Source organism: Curtobacterium sp. MCBA15_007, assembly GCF_001864905.1.
Lineage (GTDB): Bacteria > Actinomycetota > Actinomycetes > Actinomycetales > Microbacteriaceae > Curtobacterium > Curtobacterium poinsettiae.
The window spans coordinates 44339-62554 of the sequence record NZ_MJGM01000045.1; the positions used below are offsets into that span (position 1 = coordinate 44339).

General features: G+C 68.3%; 14 protein-coding genes. 8 read left to right on the top strand and 6 right to left on the bottom strand.

The features are described from left to right. Window positions 1-336: 336 nt before the first annotated feature. From BIU95_RS13635 to BIU95_RS13655, 5 genes are all read left to right on the top strand, one after another. The gene (locus tag BIU95_RS13635; RefSeq protein WP_056072930.1) at window positions 337-1962 is read left to right on the top strand and encodes an ABC transporter substrate-binding protein; all 1626 of its coding nucleotides are present in this window, start codon (window positions 337-339) and stop codon (window positions 1960-1962) included. 224 nt (window positions 1963-2186) lie between these two features. Further along, the gene (locus BIU95_RS13640) at window positions 2187-3116 is read left to right on the top strand and encodes an ABC transporter permease (RefSeq protein ID WP_017887076.1); all 930 of its coding nucleotides are present in this window, start codon (window positions 2187-2189) and stop codon (window positions 3114-3116) included. Further along, window positions 3106-4056 (top strand): ABC transporter permease, encoded by a 951-nt coding sequence (locus BIU95_RS13645; RefSeq protein WP_017887075.1) that lies wholly within the window; start codon window positions 3106-3108, stop codon window positions 4054-4056. Before BIU95_RS13640 ends, BIU95_RS13645 begins: the two co-directional genes overlap by 11 nt. Then, on the top strand, window positions 4053-5795 hold the full coding sequence (locus BIU95_RS13650; RefSeq protein WP_017887074.1) for an ABC transporter ATP-binding protein: 1743 nt from the start codon (window positions 4053-4055) through the stop codon (window positions 5793-5795). Before BIU95_RS13645 ends, BIU95_RS13650 begins: the two co-directional genes overlap by 4 nt. 62 nt (window positions 5796-5857) lie before the next feature. Then, the gene (locus tag BIU95_RS13655) at window positions 5858-6364 is read left to right on the top strand and encodes a PH domain-containing protein (RefSeq protein ID WP_071251919.1); all 507 of its coding nucleotides are present in this window, start codon (window positions 5858-5860) and stop codon (window positions 6362-6364) included. A gap of 241 nt (window positions 6365-6605) precedes the next feature. Here BIU95_RS13655 and BIU95_RS13660 read toward each other — a convergent pair whose 3' ends face one another. The 3 genes from BIU95_RS13660 to BIU95_RS13670 are packed head-to-tail and all read right to left on the bottom strand — an operon-like array spanning window position 6606 to window position 10665. Beyond that, complete coding sequence (locus tag BIU95_RS13660) at window positions 6606-8750, bottom strand: ABC transporter ATP-binding protein (protein WP_017887072.1); 2145 nt, start codon at window positions 8748-8750, stop codon at window positions 6606-6608. Then, window positions 8743-9681, bottom strand: a complete 939-nt coding sequence (locus BIU95_RS13665; RefSeq protein WP_017887071.1) for an ABC transporter permease — start codon at window positions 9679-9681, stop codon at window positions 8743-8745. Before BIU95_RS13665 ends, BIU95_RS13660 begins: the two co-directional genes overlap by 8 nt. A 3-nt stretch (window positions 9682-9684) precedes the next feature. After that, window positions 9685-10665, bottom strand: a complete 981-nt coding sequence (locus tag BIU95_RS13670; protein ID WP_017887070.1) for an ABC transporter permease — start codon at window positions 10663-10665, stop codon at window positions 9685-9687. 255 nt (window positions 10666-10920) lie between these two features. On the opposite strand from BIU95_RS13670, the gene BIU95_RS13675 reads away from it, so the two are divergent. Then, the gene (locus BIU95_RS13675) at window positions 10921-12639 is read left to right on the top strand and encodes an ABC transporter family substrate-binding protein (RefSeq protein ID WP_071251920.1); all 1719 of its coding nucleotides are present in this window, start codon (window positions 10921-10923) and stop codon (window positions 12637-12639) included. Window positions 12640-12724: 85 nt separating this feature from the next. Here the strand turns inward: BIU95_RS13675 and BIU95_RS13680 are convergent, their stop codons facing one another. From BIU95_RS13680 to BIU95_RS13690, 3 genes are all read right to left on the bottom strand, one after another. Further along, window positions 12725-13276, bottom strand: a complete 552-nt coding sequence (locus BIU95_RS13680; protein ID WP_042539359.1) for a PH domain-containing protein — start codon at window positions 13274-13276, stop codon at window positions 12725-12727. A gap of 192 nt (window positions 13277-13468) precedes the next feature. Further along, window positions 13469-13948, bottom strand: coding sequence for a peroxiredoxin (locus BIU95_RS13685; protein WP_017887066.1), 480 nt, complete (start codon window positions 13946-13948; stop codon window positions 13469-13471). 145 nt (window positions 13949-14093) lie between these two features. Further along, on the bottom strand, window positions 14094-14843 hold the full coding sequence (locus tag BIU95_RS13690) for a CPBP family intramembrane glutamic endopeptidase (protein ID WP_017887065.1): 750 nt from the start codon (window positions 14841-14843) through the stop codon (window positions 14094-14096). Between the two features lie 121 nt (window positions 14844-14964). Between BIU95_RS13690 and typA the strand changes: the two genes are divergently transcribed. Together typA and BIU95_RS13700 are read left to right on the top strand one after the other, a co-directional pair. After that, window positions 14965-16887 carry a translational GTPase TypA gene (typA, locus tag BIU95_RS13695; RefSeq protein ID WP_017887064.1) on the top strand — a complete coding sequence of 641 codons (1923 nt, stop codon included), beginning with the start codon at window positions 14965-14967 and terminating at the stop codon, window positions 16885-16887. A 100-nt stretch (window positions 16888-16987) separates the two neighbouring features. Next, window positions 16988-18181: an amidohydrolase gene (locus BIU95_RS13700; protein WP_071251933.1), complete on the top strand. Its 1194-nt coding sequence runs from the start codon at window positions 16988-16990 to the stop codon at window positions 18179-18181. Window positions 18182-18216 lie beyond the last annotated feature (35 nt).

An 18216-nucleotide genomic window follows, 5' to 3' on the forward strand; every position in this document is an offset into this window, starting at 1 on the left:
GATTCGTGACCACTCGGCGGTGCACTCGCGGCATGTCGTGACCGCGGACCAGTGCCCCGGAGCCGTACCCCTGAGCGATGCTCGGCCGTCCCCCGACTTGCACAGAACTGTGCCGGAGTGCAACAGATTTCATGCGGATGCAACAAAAACGCACCCTTCACCTGAGTGCGCGCGAATCTTGCATCGTCTCGCAAGGATCGTGCAAGTTGGTTACCGGCGTGTAACCGTTCGCTCCAGGGTTTGGACGCCACTGTTCACCTTGCCTACGCTGCAAAGGTCAAACGCGCCCGGGTGACACAGCTGTGCCCGAACGCGTCCCATGCACCAGGAGGAACCTTGATCAAGAAGCGCGCCGGGCTCACCGCCCTCGCCGTGCTCGGGGCCACAGCACTCGCCCTGACCGCCTGCTCCAGCAACAGCTCCAACGGGGGTGGCTCGGGCTCGGCGAACGCGTCCGGGATCGTCACCACGAACGGCACCGAGCCGCAGAAGCCCCTCATCCCGTCGAACACCACCGAGACCGGTGGCGGCAAGGTCATCGACTCGCTCTTCGAGGGCCTCGTCTCGTACGACGCCGACGGCAAGCCCGTCAACGAGGTCGCGAAAAGCATCGACACCGATGACTCGAAGACCTTCGACATCAAGCTGAACACGGGTTACACCTTCACCAACGGCGAGAAGGTCACTGCCGAGTCGTTCACGAAGGCGTGGAACTGGGCAGCCCAGTTCTCGAACAAGCAGAGCGCCTCGTACTTCTTCGAGAACATCGAGGGGTACAACGCCGAGAAGGACTCCGAGCTCACCGGCCTCAAGGTCGTGAGCGACGACGAGTTCACCGTGAAGCTGAAGTCGGCCCAGTCGGACTTCCCGCTCTCGCTCGGCTACTCGGCCTTCGTGCCGCTGCCGTCCTCGTTCTACGACGACACCAAGGCCTTCGGTGAGAACCCGATCGGCAACGGTCCGTACAAGTTCGACGGCAAGAAGGCCTGGACGCACAACCAGTCCATCAAGCTCGTCGCCAACAAGGACTACGAGGGCAAGCGCAAGCCGAAGAACGGTGGTCTGACGATCACGTTCTACACCTCGCAGGACACCGCCTACGCCGACGCGCAGGGCGGCAACCTCGACGTCCTCGACGCCGTGCCGGACGCGAACTTCCAGACGTACAAGTCGGACTTCCCGGACTCGAACGTCAACCAGCCGGCCGCGATCTTCCAGGGCATCTACCTGCCCTACTACCTCGACCACTGGAAGGGCGAGGAAGGCAAGCTGCGTCGCGAGGCCGTCTCGATGGCGATCAACCGCAAGGAGATCACCGACAAGATCTTCGACGGCACCCGCACCCCGGCCAAGGACTTCACCTCGCCGGTGATCGCCGGCTGGAACGACGACCTCGAGGGCTCCGAGGTCCTGGACTACAACAAGTCCGAGGCCAAGAAGCTCTGGGCCGAGGCCGACAAGATCTCGAAGTACAACGACACCCTCACCATCACGTACAACGCCGATGGTGGACACCAGGCGTGGGTGACCGCGGTCACGAACTCGATCTCGAGCACGCTCGGCATCAAGGCCGAGGGCAACGCGATCCCGACGTTCCAGGAAGCCCTGGACCTGCAGACGAACGACAAGCTCACGGGCGGCAGCCGTACCGGTTGGCAGGCCGACTACCCGTCGCTGTACAACTTCCTCGGCCCGACCATGGGCAAGGGCTCGTCGAGCAACTACGCGCGCTACGACTCGGCTGAGTACAACGAGCTGCTCGCCAAGGGCCGTTCGGCAGCCACCGTCGAAGAGGGCAACAAGATCTTCGACCAGGCCCAGGAACTCCTGTTCAAGGACCTGCCCGAGATCCCGCTCTGGTACTCCAACGTGACAGGCGTCTGGAACGCCGACACGGTGTCGAACGTCAAGTTCGGCTGGAACTCGGTGCCGCTCTACTACGACGTCGAGGTCAAGAACTGACCCTGGTCTCGTAGAGACCACCCCGCGAGCAGGTATCCTGCCTCGCGACCACCGGACGGGGGTTCGGGGACCACACGGTCCCCGAACCCCCGTACCGCGGCGGCAAGACCTTCCCCCACACTGCGGGCGCCCTCCCGCACCGGACTTCCGTGCCGACCCTCGGACCGTCCACCCCTCACCACAATGAACCTGATCGACATCGCTCCGGACCGGGCAGTGATCTGATGCTCTGGTACCTCGGCAAGCGCCTCCTGCAACTCATCCCCGTGTTCTTCGGGGCCACGTTCCTCATCTACTTCATGGTCTTCTCGCTGCCCGGCGACCCGATCGCCGCGCTGTTCGGCGACCGTCAGCCGACGCCGCAGGTGATCGAGCAGCTGCGACAGCAGTACAACCTCGACAAGCCGTTCATCGTCCAGTACCTGCTCTGGATCGGCGGCGTGTTCCGCGGCGACCTCGGCGTGACGTACTCGGGCCTGCCGGTCAGCTCGCAGCTCGCCTCGGCGTTCCCGATCACCGCTCGCCTGGCGATCCTGGCGCTGCTGTTCGAGTCGGTCGCCGGCATCGTCGTCGGTGTCATCGCTGGTCTGCGCAAGGGCAAGCTGTTCGACGCCACCGCACTCGTCGTGTCGCTGCTGCTCATCTCGGTCCCGACCTTCGTCGTCGGGTTCCTGCTGCAGTACGTCTTCGGCATCAACCTCGGCCTGTTCCGGGTGACGGTGTCGGGCGAAGCGCCGTGGGACGAACTCGTGCTGCCAGCGATCGTGCTCGCCTCGGTGTCGTTCGCGTACATCGTGCGTCTGACGCGCGCGAGCGTGGCCGAGAACATGAGCGCGGACTTCGTCCGCACCGCGACGGCCAAGGGTCTCCCGCGTCGTCGGGTGATCGGGGTGCACATCTTCCGCAACTCGCTCATCCCCGTGGTGACGTACCTGGGTGTCGACATCGGCAACCTGATGGTCGGCGCCGTGGTGACCGAGGGCATCTTCAACATCCACGGTGTGGGTGGCACGGTGTTCCAGGCCGTCAAGCTCGGCGAGGGTCCGACCGTCGTGTCGTTCGTCGCCGTGATGGTCATCATCTTCATGCTCGCCAACCTCCTGGTCGACCTGCTCTACGCCGTCCTGGACCCGAGGATCCGCTATGCCAAGTAACGCCGCATCCCGCTCGGCGACGCACTACGTCGCTCCGATCGAGGAGACCCCGCTCCAAGCGGTCGACCAGGTCGACGAGAACGAGAAGACCCGGTCCACCTGGACCGATGCCTGGGACTCCATGCGTGTCCGCCCGATGTTCTGGGTGTCCGCCGTGCTCATCCTGCTCATCGTCGTCGTGGCGCTGTTCCCGGGTCTCTTCACGCACATCGACCCGAGGAAGGCGATCCTCGCGAAGAGCAACGAGGGCCCGGAAGCCGGCCACATCTTCGGGTACAACCGCCAGGGGTACGACGTGTACTCACGCGTGATCTGGGGTGCACGGAACTCGCTGATCGTCGGCATCGTCGCCACCGTGCTGGTCACGATCGTCGGTGTCATCATCGGCGCTCTCGCCGGCTTCTACGGCGGATGGCTCGACACGATCGTGTCCCGCATCGCGGACATCTTCTTCTCCATCCCCACCGTGCTCGGCGCGATCGTGATCATGTCGGTCATCCCGGCGCGGAACGCGATCACCGTGGCGTTGGTCCTCGCGGCGTTCGCTTGGCCGCAGATCGCTCGCATCATGCGTGGTGCCGTGCTCAGCGCGAAGCAGTCCGACTACGTCATGGCCTCGGCCGCGCTCGGCGTCAGTCGCTTCAAGACGCTGGTCCGGCACGTGATCCCGAACTCGGTGGCGCCGGTCATCGTCGTGTCGACTGTGTCGCTCGGCACGTTCATCGTGGCCGAGGCGACCCTGTCGTTCCTCGGTATCGGGCTCCCGGACTCAGCGCTCAGCTGGGGCCTCGACATCGGGACCGCGCAGGTCTCGATCCGAACGGCACCGTCGACGATCTTCTGGCCGTCGGCAGCCCTGTCCATCACCGTGCTCGCGTTCCTGCTCCTCGGTGACGTGGTGCGCGATGCGCTCGACCCGAAGGCGAGGGCCCGCCGATGAGCGAGACACTGACCCAGCCGAACAGCCGCCGTACCGGCGGCTCCGGCGCCCCGCTGCTCGAGATCACCGACCTGCAGGTCGGCTTCAAGACCCAGAGCGGCCTCGTGCAGGCCGTCCGCGGCGTGAACCTCACCCTCGAACAGGGCGAGCGCCTGGCCATCGTCGGCGAGTCCGGTTCCGGCAAGTCGACGAGCGCCCAGGCGATCATCAAGCTGCTCCCCGGCACCGGTGAGGTCACCGGCGGCTCGATCAAGTTCAACGGGCGCGAGCTCGTCGGGCTGAGCGACAAGGAGATGTCGGAGATCCGCGGGAAGGAGATCGGCTACGTCCCCCAGGACCCGATGTCGAACCTCAACCCGCTGTGGTCGATCGGCTTCCAGGTCGAAGAGGCCATCCGTGCGAACGGCATGGCGACCGGCAAGGCCGCCGTCCGCGCCCGCGCGGTCGAGGTCCTGCAGGAAGCCGGCCTCGGCGACGCGTCGACCCGCCTGAAGCAGTACCCGCACGAGTTCTCCGGCGGCATGCGGCAGCGTGTGCTCATCGGCATCGGTCTGTCGAGCCGCCCGCAGCTGCTCATCGCCGACGAGCCGACGAGTGCGCTCGACGTCACGGTCCAGCGCGTCATCCTGGACCACCTCGAGACCCTGACCCGCGACTTCGGCACCTCGGTGCTGTTCATCACGCACGACCTCGGCCTCGCTGCCGAGCGAGCCGAGAAGCTCGTCGTGATGTACAAGGGCCAGGTCGTCGAGGCCGGCCCCTCCAAGGAGATCCTGGCCAACCCGCAGCACCCGTACACGCAGCGCCTCGTCGCGGCGGCCCCCTCGCTGGCCAGCCGTCGCATCCAGTCGAAGGTGCAGCACCAGCGGATCGACATCGCCGACACCGGCAGTGACGACGCCGAGCTCATCGCCCGCGCCCAGGAGCGCGAGCACCGTCCAGCCGAGGACCTCATCGTGGTGAAGAACCTCGAGAAGGTCTACAAGCTGCGCGGCAAGAGCCTCGCCACGCGGGAGCTCAAGGCCGTCGACGACGTGTCGTTCTCGATCCAGAAGGGCACCACCACGGCGCTCGTCGGCGAGTCCGGATCGGGCAAGTCGACCGTCGCGAAGCTCGTCCTGCAGCTCGAGAGCATCACGAGCGGCACCGTGCAGTTCGACGGCATCGACATCGGCGCGCTGAAGGGCAAGGACCTCTTCGACTTCCGCCGCCGTGTGCAGCCGGTGTTCCAGGACCCGTACGGCTCCCTGGACCCGATGTACAACGTCGGGAACACGATCGCCGAGCCGCTCGCCACGCACAAGGTGGGCGACAAGGCCTCGCGCCGTGCCCGGGTGCTCGAGCTCCTCGACCAGGTCGCGCTCCCGAAGTCGATGGTGAACCGCTACCCGAACGAGCTGTCCGGTGGTCAGCGACAGCGCATCGCCGTCGCTCGTGCGCTGGCGCTCAAGCCGGAGGTCATCGTCCTCGACGAGGCCGTCTCCGCGCTCGACGTGCTCGTGCAGGGCCAGATCCTCGACCTGCTCACCGAGCTGCAGACCGAGCTCGGCCTGACGTACCTGTTCATCACCCACGACCTCGCGGTCGTCCGCCTCGTCGCGGACAACGTGTGCGTCATGCGTCGTGGGCAGATCGTCGAGAAGGCGACGACCGACGAGGTCTTCGCCGCCCCGAAGGAGCAGTACACGAAGGACCTCCTGGCCGCCATCCCCGGCGCCGGGTTCGAGTTCGGACGCTGATCACCCTGGACACGAACGAGGCCGGACGCCCCCTCGTCCTCCGCGCTGGTCGCGGGGGCGCGGTGGCGGCCGGCCTCGTCGCCGTCCTGGGCGTCTTCCTGCTGGGCGACGCCGCGTTCCGGGGGAGCTGGGACGTCGTGCTCCGCGCCGCCGGCCCGATCGCCGTGCTCGTCTGGGCGCTCTGGGTCCTGACCTTCCGCCCGTGCATCGTCATCGACGACCGTGCGGTCACGGTGCTCAACCCGCTCCGCCGCACCGTGGTGCCGTGGCACGCGGTCGCCGACGTCCGGCTCCGCTGGCAGATCGTGATCGAGACGGTCGCCGGACGCAAGGTCCAGTGCTGGGGCGGCCCGTCGCTGCCGCGGCCGAAACCCGCCCGACGCGGCGAGCGTGCCGTGCTGCGCCAGCCCGACGAGATGACGGTCCTGCTCGACCGATGGTCTGAGCGCCGCGCGGCGACCGGCACCGGTGATGCCGTGCGCGGCTGGGACGCGCCGGCACTGGCGGTCGGCGCCGCTGCGCTGGCGCTGCTCGCCGCCTCGCTGCTCAGCCTGTGGCTGGGAGCCTGACTCGGCTCGCGATCGCGACCACACGACGGACGGGAGGCCCGGCGCACGACGTGCGCCGTCCCTCCCGTCACGGCCGTCGCCCCGCTGGCGCGGTGCGCCGGTACCGGCGGGATGGGCCCACCTCCCGTCCGTCGTATGGTCGCGTCCACTGAAGCGCTCGGTGAGCAGAAATGGTCGGGTCCGCGGGTGGGACCCGACCATTCCTGCTCACCATGTGGAGCGGTGAACGTGACCGTCGTCGTCAGACGACCGCGCCGACCCGCTCGGTGAGCAGGTGCTCCTGGTCGGTCTGGATACACGCGACGCCGCGGCCGTGCACGGGCTCGAGGCCCGGGTCGATGGTGCGGCACTGCTCCTGCCGGCCCTCGTCGAGGAGCTGGTAGAGCGGGCAGCGCGTGCGGAACCGGCAGCCGTCGATGCGCTCCGTGGGGGAGGGCAGGTCGCCCTCGAGCAGGATGCGCCCGCGGGCGGCCTCGGCCATCGGGTCCGGCACCGGGACAGCCGACAGCAGGGCCCGCGTGTACGGGTGCTGCGGGTCCGAGAAGACCGCGTCCCCGTCGCCGTACTCGACGATGCGGCCGAGGTACATGACGGCGACGTCGTCGGCGATGTGCCGGACGACGGACAGGTCGTGCGCCACGAACAGGTAGGACAGGCCGAGACGGTGCTTGAGGTCCTCGAGCAGGTTGATCACACCGGCCTGCACCGAGACGTCGAGTGCGGACACCGGCTCGTCGAGCACCAGGATCTTCGGCTCCACGATCAGCGCACGGGCGATGCCGATGCGCTGCCGCTGGCCGCCCGAGAACTCGTGCGGGTACCGGTCGATGTAGGTCGGCTCGAGGCCGACCAGCTCGAGCACCTCGCGCACGCGCCGACGGATCTCGTCCTTCGCGACGCCGTGCACCGTGAGGGGTTCGCCGATCACCGAACCGATGTCGAGGCGCGGGTCGATCGACGCCATCGGGTCCTGGAAGACCACCTGGATGTCGCGGCGCAGGGCCAGACGGTCCTTCTTGGAGAGCGAGGCGGTGTCGACGCCGTTCACCCGGATGGTGCCGTGCTGGGCGCCGGCGAGTTCGAGGATCTCCATGATCGTCGTCGTCTTGCCGCAGCCGGACTCGCCGACCAGGCCGAGCACCTGCCCGCGCTTGAGCGTCAGGGAGATGCCGTCCACCGCGTGCACCTCGCCGATCTGCCGGCGGAACAGTGCGCCCTTGGTGAGCGGGAACGTCTTGACCACGTCGTCCAGTTCGAGCACGACGTCGTCGCCGTGGTCGACGCTGGCCTCGGGGACGTCCTCGGGGCGGGGGAAGATCTCCGAGCGCTCGAGGGTGCCCGCGGCGATCTCGTCGCGGCGGATGCACGCGGCGGTGTGCTCGTCGAGCAGGGTGCCGTTGCCGATCGTCTGCACGGCGCCGGTCATGACCGGGTTGTCGGCGCTCTGCGGCACCGTCGTCGCGACGAGGGCGGGTTCGCCGTCGCGGCAGGCGTCGAGGACGGCCGGGCAGCGGTCGGCGAACGGGCAGCCCGTCGGCTTCTGCGTCAGCAGGGGCGGGCGGCCGTCGAGCGGGACGAGCCGCTCGGTGCGGGCGGAGGTCATGTTCGGCATCGAGCGGAGCAGCCCGATCGTGTACGGCATCACCGGCTCGCGGAACAGCGGCAGGACCGGTGCCGTCTCGACGATCCGGCCGGCGTACATCACGGCGACGCGGTCGGCGTTGCCGGCGACGACGCCCAGGTCGTGCGTGATGAGCACGACGGCCGCACCGGTCATGTCCTTCGCGGTCTGCAGCACGTCGAGGATCTGCGCCTGGATCGTCACGTCGAGGGCGGTGGTCGGCTCGTCGGCGATGATCAGCTTCGGGTCGTTCGCGATGGCGATCGCGATCATCGCGCGCTGCCGCATGCCGCCGGAGAACTCGTGCGGGAACGCGTCGAGCCGTCGCGCCGGGTTCGGGATGCCGACGATGCGCAGCAGTTCCTCGGCGCGGGTGCGCGCGGCGTGTGCGGTCAGCGACCGGTCGTGCAGGCGCAGGCCCTCGACGATCTGCTGCCCGATCGTGTACACCGGCGTCAGGGCGGACAGCGGGTCCTGGAACACCATCGCGATGTCACGACCGCGCAGCGCCGACATCTCACGGTCGTTCTTGCCGACGAGCTCCTGCCCGTCGAAGCGGATGCTGCCCTGCACCTGGGCGGACGACGGCAGCAGGCCCATCACGGCCATCGAGGACACCGACTTGCCGGACCCCGATTCACCGACGATGCCGAGGAACTCGCCGGGGGCCACCGAGTAGTCGACACCCCGGACCGCGTAGACGGGCTTGGTCTTCGGGTTGAACGTGACCGACAGGTCGGACACGGTGAGCAGCGGCTCAGTCACGGTTGGCTCCGGAGGTGGGGTCGATGGCGTCGCGCAGGGCGTCGCCGAGCAGGCTGGTCGAGAGCACGGTCGCGACGAGGGTCGCTGCGGGCAGGACGAAGAGCCACGGGCGGGTGACGGCCGACTGGCTGCCGGCGGCGAGCAGGGTGCCGAGCGAGACGTCGGGGATTTGGATGCCGAAGCCGAAGTAGCTGAGGGCGCTCTCGGAGAGGATCATCGCCCCGACACCCAGCGTCGCGTCGATGATGAGCAGCGATGCCACGTTGGGCAGGATGTGCCGTCGGATGATGGTGAACGAGGGCACGCCCATGAACCGTGCGGCCTTGACGTAGTCGCGCTCGCGCAGGGACATCGTCTGCCCGCGGATCACCCGGGCCATGATCATCCAGCCGAAGATCGCCAGCCCCACGATGAGTGCGAGCCAGCTGAGGTTCTTGAACAGCGGGCTGAGGAGCACGAGCGCGTAGAACGACGGGATCACCAGGAGCAGGTCGATGCCCCAGACGAGCGCCCGGTCGACGAACCCACCGAAGTACCCGGCGACGGCGCCGACGATGCCGGCGATGAGGGTCGCGGCCGGTCCGGCGATGAGTCCGATGAGCAGCGACTTCTGTAGGCCGACCAGGGTCTGCGCGTAGATGTCCTGGCCGATGTCGTTCGTGCCGAACCAGTGCGCGGCGCTCGGCGGCATGCCGAACGCCAGCCCGTCGGAGTCGGAGGCGTTCCAGTGGTACAGGTGCGGGCCGACGAACGCCCAGAGGATGATGAGCAGCAGCGCACCGCCGCCGATGCGCGCGCGCCAGGTGCCGAACACCTTGCGCCAGAGCGGGGTGCGGCCGCCCTTCACCTCGATGACGTGCGCCGGCGTCCCGGCGTTGCCGTCACCGGGGTCACCGGCGGTGGTCGTGGTCGTGGGGTCGAGAACAGACACGGGTCACACCCTCACTCGCGGGTCGAGCGCGGCGTACAGCAGGTCCGCGAGGGTCCCTGCGATGAGCACGAGGATCGCCGTGAAGAGGATCGTGCCCGCTGCCGCGTTGATGTCGTTGTTCGTGATGCTCTGGATGAAGTACTCACCCATGCCGTGCCAGCTGAAGACCAGCTCGGTGATGCTCGCACCCGTCAGGATCAACCCGAACGAGTAGGCGAAGAAGGTCGACATCGGGATGAGGGCGACGCGCACGCCGTGGCGCATGATCGCCGATCCGCGCGTGCGGCCCTTCGACCGGGCGGTCCGGATGAAGTCGTTCGACAGCACGTCGAGCATCGCGGAGCGCTGGTAGCGCGAGTACGACGCGACGGCGCCGACCGTCAGCGAGATCGTGGGTAACAACAGGTGCACGAGTCGGTCGCCGAGCACCGGGAAGAACCCGCTCACCCCCGGCGTGTACTCACCGGTGAAGCTGATCACCTGCGCGCCGACGCCCTGGTTGAGGGATGTCGCCAGGATCATCAGCACGACCGCGATCACGAACGGCGGGGTCGCGAGCACCGTGAACGACGCGTAGGTCGAGACCTGGTCGGACACCTTGTACTGCCGGACCGCGTTCCAGACGCCGAGTAGCACGCCGAAGAGCGCACCGAGCAGCGTGCCGATCACGAGCAGCCGCAGGCTCGTCCCGGACCGGGCGATGATGTCGGCCGTCACCTCGGTGCCGCGCGAACTCATGCCGAGCGACCCGTGCGTGACCAGGCCGACCCACCAGTCCCAGGTGCGGACGAGGATGGGGGTGTTCGGATCGGCGCCGAGCTTGCGGAGCGACGCGTCGATGGTGCCCTGCGGCACGGCCGGGTTGCGCCCGAGGAACCGGGCGGCCGGGTTGAGCGTCGTGCTGGCGAGGATGTACCCGAGCGTGGTCGCCACGATCGTCAGGACGATGTAGTTGACGATCCGCTTTGCGATGAAGGCGAGCATGTGGTTGGTGACCTCTGGGTGCGGCCGTCCGTCCGGACGGCGTTGTCGGTGGCGACAGGCTAGCCGGTCCGGACGGCGGGGTGGGACAACGGAAGTGACGTTATGCAACATTCGTTACGAGCGTGTTTCGATTCCTCGCAGAGACCCTTGTGCAGCCTTCGGATGTGGCTAGGGTTCTCAACCAACAGACGCGACGGCGGGGCCGCCGCGGTCCAGCGCGAACTGCGCGAACCACAACGAAAGGGAATCCTCGCCATGCGAAAGAGGATCAAGGGCATCGCGGTCCTGGCCACCGCTGCGGCAGCTGCCGTCGTGCTGGCGGGCTGCTCCGGCGGCGGAGAAGCGGGCGGCGACAACTCCGCGGTCGCCGAGTCGTCACTGAAGTCGACCGGCTGGACCGTCGCGGACCGCGCCGACGTCAAGGACGGCGGGTCGATCACCCTGCCGATCGACACAGCTCCGGCGAACTGGCAGCTGGCCAACCTTGACTCGGGGACGGTCGACGACACGACGATCTCGCAGACCTACCTGCCGGGGTTCATCCAGTTCAAGGAGAACGGCGAGTGGGAGGCGAACAAGGACTACGCGACCTCCGTCGAGCTGACCAAGGACTCGCCCCAGACCGTCGAGATCAAGATCAACCCGAAGGCCGTGTGGTCGGATGGCACCCCGATCAGCGCGAAGGACGTCATCGCGAACTGGAAGGCGCTGAACGGCACGAACAAGGCCTTCGCGCCCCTCGCCACCAACGTGTGGGAGGACGTGGACTCGGTCAAGCAGGGCTCCGACGAGCGTGACGTCATCATGACGTTCTCGAAGACCAACGCCGACTGGGCGAGCGTCCTCGGCGCGATCTACCCGTACTGGGCCGTCGACACCCCGGACCACTTCAACAAGGCCTGGGCCAAGGGTCCGTACGCCGCCGACGGCAAGACCTACGTCTCCGGTGGTCCGTACATCCTGAAGTCCTTCGACACCAACGGTGGCGTCGTGACCTTCGAGAAGAACTCCAAGTGGTGGGGCGACCCGGGCAAGCTCGACACGATCGTCTTCAAGACGGTCTCGCGTGACGGCGTCGCCCAGGCGTACGGCAACAAGGAGCTCGACGCGTTCAACCTGAACGGCAGCGCCGACAACCTCAAGACGGCGAACTCGCGGTCCGACTCGAAGATCGAGCGCTCGCTCGGCACCACGCAGCGTCAGATCACGCTGAACGGCACCTCGGACGTCTTCAAGGACCAGGACGTGCGCCAGGCGTTCGCACAGGCCATCAACCGCAAGGTCGTCGCCCAGGCGATCCTGTCGCCGGTGAAGAGCCCGGGCGACGTGCTCAACAACCTCGTCTACCTGCCCGGTCAGCAGGGCTACGAGGACGACGCGTCGAGCGTCTACGGCTACAGCACGGACAAGGCGAAGTCGAAGCTCGAGGACGCCGGCTGGAAGATCGGTTCGGACGGATACGCGACCAAGGGCGGCAAGGAACTCGACGTCCGCTTCGTGATCCCCTCGGACAACCCGAACTCGGCGAACGTCGCGCAGCTCGTGCAGCAGCAGACGAAGCTCGCCGGCTTCAAGGTCACCATCGACACCGTCCCGACCGACGACTTCTTCACGAAGTACGTCACCACGTCGACGCGTGACTTCGACGCCACGTACTTCGCGTGGCAGGGCACCCCGTTCCCGATCTCGTCGCTGAAGTCGATCTACTACCCCGCCGACGCCGGCCAGAACTACAGCGGCGTGACGGACGACTCGCTCGGCGCCGCCTGGGACAAGGCGAACGGCGAACTCGACGCGGATGCCCGCATCAAGGACGCGCAGGCCATCGGCAAGAAGATCGTCGCGGTCGCCGGCACCATCCCGCTGTTCGCCGAGCCGTACGCCTGGGGCGTTCGCAAGGACCTGGTGAACTACGGTCCGGCGCAGTTCCAGCAGTCGTCGGTCAAGTGGCAGGACGTCGGCTACAAGAAGTAGCCACACCGCACGAGAACGACACCGCACACGAACGACACCCCCGACGTCGCACGACGCCGGGGGTGTCGTTCTGCGTCCGGGCGAGTCAGAACTGTGCCGCCGCGAGCGACGCGGCGAACCCGAGGACCACGAGCGCCAGGATCGTCCAGCCGTGGGTGCGGTGCGTGATCGGCGCAGCCGTCACGGACGACGGGGGCGGGCCGTCCTGCGTCACCGGAGCGGGCACGTGGGTCAGCATCAGCGCGGCCGCAGCGTCGACGTCCAGGCGATCCGGGCCTCCTGGCCGGTCACCGGTGTGCGCGGCGAGACGCGCCGTCGGGCGGGTCGCGATCCAGACGCGGCGAACGCCCTCGCTGGTGACCACCTCGATGCCGTACTTCGTGCGCACCTCGCTGACGCGCGACCAGGTGTAGGTGCTGGTGCGCCGGACGTCGACGATGCGCAGGTGCTCGGGCGTCAGCTCGAACCGCGGCCGCCACAGCACCGCCCACGCGACGAAGGCGACGGCGATGCTCGGGATCGGCACGAGCCACGGGGTTCCGCCGCCGATCAGGGCCAGCGGGACGAGCACGACGGCCACGACCCAGAGGACGAGGGCGAGGGCGCGCAGGCCCGGGGCGACGATGGTGGTGTGCACCGGACGAGGGTACGAGATGCCTCCCCGGAGACGCCCGGGGAGCGGGTGTGACACACCGGCGCGTATCTCCGGACGACCCGATTCCCCGGGGAGGCAGATCCTTGACGGACCCTCGTGCCGTCCATGGTCGTCGCCCCCGGTTGGGGTGTCAACACCCCGTTTCGACGAGTTCAGCGGACTCCCACGCCGGGGCTACGAAACGAGCAGTTCGATCTGTTGGCGGATCGTCTCGGCCTTCGGGAACCGCAGGCCGACCAGGCCGATGTGGCGCCATCGGAGCACGCCGTCGGGGCCGATCACGAACACGGATCGTCGCAGGCCGATCCCCGGTGCCTGGACGCCGTAGGCGCGGATGACCGAGCCCGCGGTGTCGCTGAGCAGGGGGAACGCGAGCGAGGAGCCGCGGGCGAACTCCTCGTGCGAGTCGAGCGCCTGGGGGCTGATGCCCCACACCGTGGCACCGAGGTCGGTGAACTCGTCGAGTTCGGCCTGGTAGCTGCAGAGCTGGGCCGTGCAGACCGCCGTCGCGTCGCCCGGGTAGAAGGCCAGCACGACCGTCCGGCCGATCTCGGCGGACAGGTCGTACTCGTCGTCGGAGCGGACGCCACGGCGCACGACCATCCCCGGCAGGGTGAACGACGGTGCGGACTCGCCGATCGCGGGGATGCTCATGCGCTCACCGTAGGGCTGCGGTTCGGCCCTCGGACCTCGGCGCGCTGTGCTGGGGCTGTGGATGCGCCCGGTGGCTCGCTGAACGGCCGACGGGACAGCGAGCCGGCGGCCCCGCGACGCGGCGTTCCGCCAGCGGCCCCGCGGCCTACGCGAACAACTGCGGGAACGCGTGCGCCACCCAGGGGTACCCGACGAAGACCACCGCGTCGAGCAGGGCGTGCGTGATCACGAGCGGCAGCAGCCGACCCCACTTCGTGTAGATCCAGCCGAACACGACGCCCATCACCGCGTTGCCGATGAACGCCCCGAAGCCCTGGTACAGGTGGTAGCTGCCACGCAGCAGTGCGGTCGACAGGATCATCTGCCAGCGGCCCCACCCGAGGTCACCGAGCCGGGCGTAGAGGTACCCGATCACGATCACCTCCTCCTGCAGCCCCGAGCGGATCGCGGACAGCAGCAGGACCGGGATCGTCCACCAGTACGAGTTCAGTGCGGCGGGGTCGACGGCGACCGTGATGCCGAGCGCACGTCCGGCGAAGTACAGCGCGAGCCCCGGGATCCCGATGCAGAGCGCGATCAGGGCCGGGCCGCCCAGGTCCGGCTTCGCCCGGAACCGGTCGATGCCTAGCCGGCCGAGGTGCGGTCGGGAGGTGCTCCACAGCAGGTAGCAGACGAGTGCCACCGGGGCCAGGTCCACCGCGATGCCCAGGAGCTGCCGGGCGAGGTCGACGTACTGCACCGTCGTCGACGAGGTGTTCAGGGCCGTCGACTGCTCGCCGAGCGGCGTCGTCTGCGACAGGTCGTCGATGATCTGCAGGATCGAGTACAGGGCGCTGGCGCCGAGCGAGAGCAGCAGGACGATGGTGATCTCGACCCACGTTCGCCGACGGCTCATCGTCAGTACTCCTGTCTGTTGCGAACTACCGGTAGACTGGCGTGTCGGGCGTTCTGCCCGCGGGTGCGGTGCTGTGAAGACACTGGCCCGACACTCTCCCAGAAATTGAAGGATGTCCTGTATGGCGCTCGCCACCCGGTCCGACCTGCGCAACGTCGCCATCGTGGCACACGTCGACCACGGCAAGACCACCCTCGTCGACGCGATGCTCACGCAGACCAACTCGTTCGACGCCCACTTCGAGGGCGAAGACCGCATGATGGACTCGAACGACCTCGAGCGCGAGAAGGGCATCACGATCCTCGCGAAGAACACGTCGGTGCTCTACAACGGCAAGCACGCGACCGAGTTCGGCTCGGACGGCCCGATCACCATCAACGTGATCGACACCCCGGGTCACGCCGACTTCGGTGGCGAGGTCGAGCGCGGTCTGTCCATGGTCGACGGTGTCGTCCTGCTGGTCGACGCGTCCGAGGGCCCGCTGCCCCAGACCCGCTTCGTGCTCCGCAAGGCGCTCGCCGCGAAGCTCCCGGTGATCCTGCTCGTCAACAAGACGGACCGCCCCGACTCCCGCATCGACGAGGTCGTCTCCGAGTCGCAGGACCTGCTGCTCGGCCTGGCCTCCGACCTGTCGGACGAGGTCGACGACCTCGACCTCGACGCGATCCTCGACGTCCCGGTGGTCTACGCCTCGGGCCGCAACGGTGCCGCGTCGCGCAACAAGCCGAACGACGGCGAGCTGCCCGACAACGACGACCTCGAGCCCCTGTTCGAGGCCATCCTGCAGCACGTCCCGGCGCCGAAGTACGACGACCAGCACCCGCTGCAGGCCCACGTCACCAACCTCGACGCGTCGCCGTTCCTCGGTCGTCTCGCGCTGCTGCGCATCTTCCACGGCACGATGAAGAAGGGCCAGACGGTCGCGTGGGTCAAGCACGACGGCACCGTCGTCAACGCCCGCATCACCGAGCTCCTCATCACCAAGGCGCTCGAGCGCTACCCGGCCGAGTCGGCCGGCCCCGGTGACATCGTCGCCGTCGCCGGGTTCGACACGATCACCATCGGTGAGACCCTGTCCGACCCCGAGGACGTCCGCCCGCTGCCGACCATCACGGTCGACGACCCGGCGATCTCGATGACGATCGGCACGAACACCAGCCCGCTCGTCGGCAAGGTCAAGGGCCACAAGCTGACCGCCCGCATGGTCAAGGAGCGCCTCGACCGCGAGCTCATCGGCAACGTCTCGCTCAAGGTCCTCGACATCGGTCGTCCGGACGCGTGGGAGGTCCAGGGTCGCGGCGAGCTCGCACTGGCCATCCTCGTCGAGCAGATGCGTCGTGAGGGCTTCGAGCTCACCGTCGGCAAGCCGCAGGTCGTCACCAAGCGTGACGAGAACGGCAAGCTGCAGGAGCCGTACGAGCACATGACGATCGACACGCCGGAGGAGTACCTCGGCGCGATCACGCAGCTCATGGCCGCTCGCAAGGGTCGCATGGAGAACATGACGAACCACGGCACCGGCTGGGTGCGCATGGAGTTCATCGTCCCGTCGCGTGGCCTGATCGGCTTCCGCACGTCGTTCCTGACCGAGACCCGCGGCACCGGCATCGCCAACGCGATCTCGCACGGCTACGACGAGTGGGCCGGCCCGATCCAGACCCGCATCAACGGCTCGATCGTGTCCGACCGTTCGGGTGTCGTCACGCCGTTCGCCATCACGAACCTCCAGGAGCGGATGACCTTCTTCGTCAACCCGACCGAAGAGGTCTACGAGGGCATGGTCATCGGCGAGAACTCGCGCGCCGACGACATGGACGTCAACATCACGAAGGAGAAGAAGCTCACGAACATGCGTTCGGCGAACGCCGACTCCTTCGAGTCGATGACGCCGTCGCGCCAGCTCTCGCTCGAGGAGTGCCTGGAGTTCGCGCGCGAGGACGAGTGCGTCGAGGTCACCCCGGCCGTCGTCCGCATCCGCAAGGTGGAGCTCGACGCGCAGGCCCGCCAGCGCTCGTACGCCCGCCTGAAGCGCCAGGACGCGTAAGCACCAGCACGAGCAACACCCCCGGAGGCCCGTCCTCCGTCCGACGGCCCGGTCACCTGCAACAGGTGGTCGGGCCGTTCGCGGTTGTACCGTGGTCAGCGTGACTCTCGACCTGCTCTCGATCTACCAGGACCTGCACGCCCACCCGGAGCTCGGCTTCCAGGAGCACCGCACCGCCGGTGTCATCGCCGCGAAGCTCGCCGAGATCGGGGGGATCGACGTGACGACGGGCGTCGGCGGCACCGGCGTCGTCGGTGTCGTCGCGAACGGCGAGGGCCCCGTGGTGTGGCTCCGCGCCGACATGGACGGCCTGCCGGTGCAGGAGCGCACCGGCCTGTCGTACGCCAGCGAGCGCGTCGGCACCGACGACGAGGGCCGGGACGTCCCGACCATGCACGCCTGCGGCCACGACATCCACGTCACGTGGCTGCTCGGCACCCTCGAGCGCCTCGTCGCGACCACGGGGGACTGGCGCGGCACGGTCGTCGCCGTCTTCCAGCCTGCTGAAGAGGTCATCTCCGGCGCACGCGCGATGGTCGAGGACGGCCTGGTCGAGCGGTTCCCGAAGCCGGACGTCGTGCTCGGGCAGCACTCCGCGCCCGCACCGGTCGGCATCGTCGCCGTCGGCACCGGCCCGGTGATGGCGTCGAGCGACCGGCTGACGGTGACGTTCAACGGCCGCGGGGCGCACGGCTCGGCGCCGCAGGCCTCGCTCGACCCGGTCGTCACCGCGGCGTCGGCCGTCGTGCGGCTGCAGACCGTCGTCGCGCGCGAGGTCTCGCCGAGCGACGCGGGTGTCGTCACCGTCGGCAGCTTCCACGCCGGCACACGGGCGAACATCATCCCCGACGAGGCCGTGATCGAGATCTCGACCCGTGCCCGCAACGAGGAGACCCGCCAGCGCATCATCGCCTCGATCGAACGCATCGTCCGTGCCGAGAGCGCGGCCGGTGGGCTGTCCGAGCCGACGATCGTGCGGGCTCCGGGTGCCGAGGTCACCGTGAACGACGCCGAGGCCGCCGCCACCGTGCTCGACGCCATCCGCGCCGAGGTGCCGGGTGCTCGCGACCTCGAGATCGGGCTCGCCATGGCGTCGGAGGACGTCGGACAGCTGGCCACCGCCGCCGGCGCGCCGCTCGTGTACTGGTTCACGGGCATCACCGACCCGGAGCGCTTCCGCCGTGGCGAGGAGATCCCGAGCAACCACTCGCCGTTCTACGCGCCGCAGGCCGAGACGGCGATCCCGGTGGGTGTCGACGCCCTGGTGGCGGCGACGCGCGCCTACGTCGCCTGAACCGTCCGTCGGCACGGAGGCCCGGGGCGGCCTCG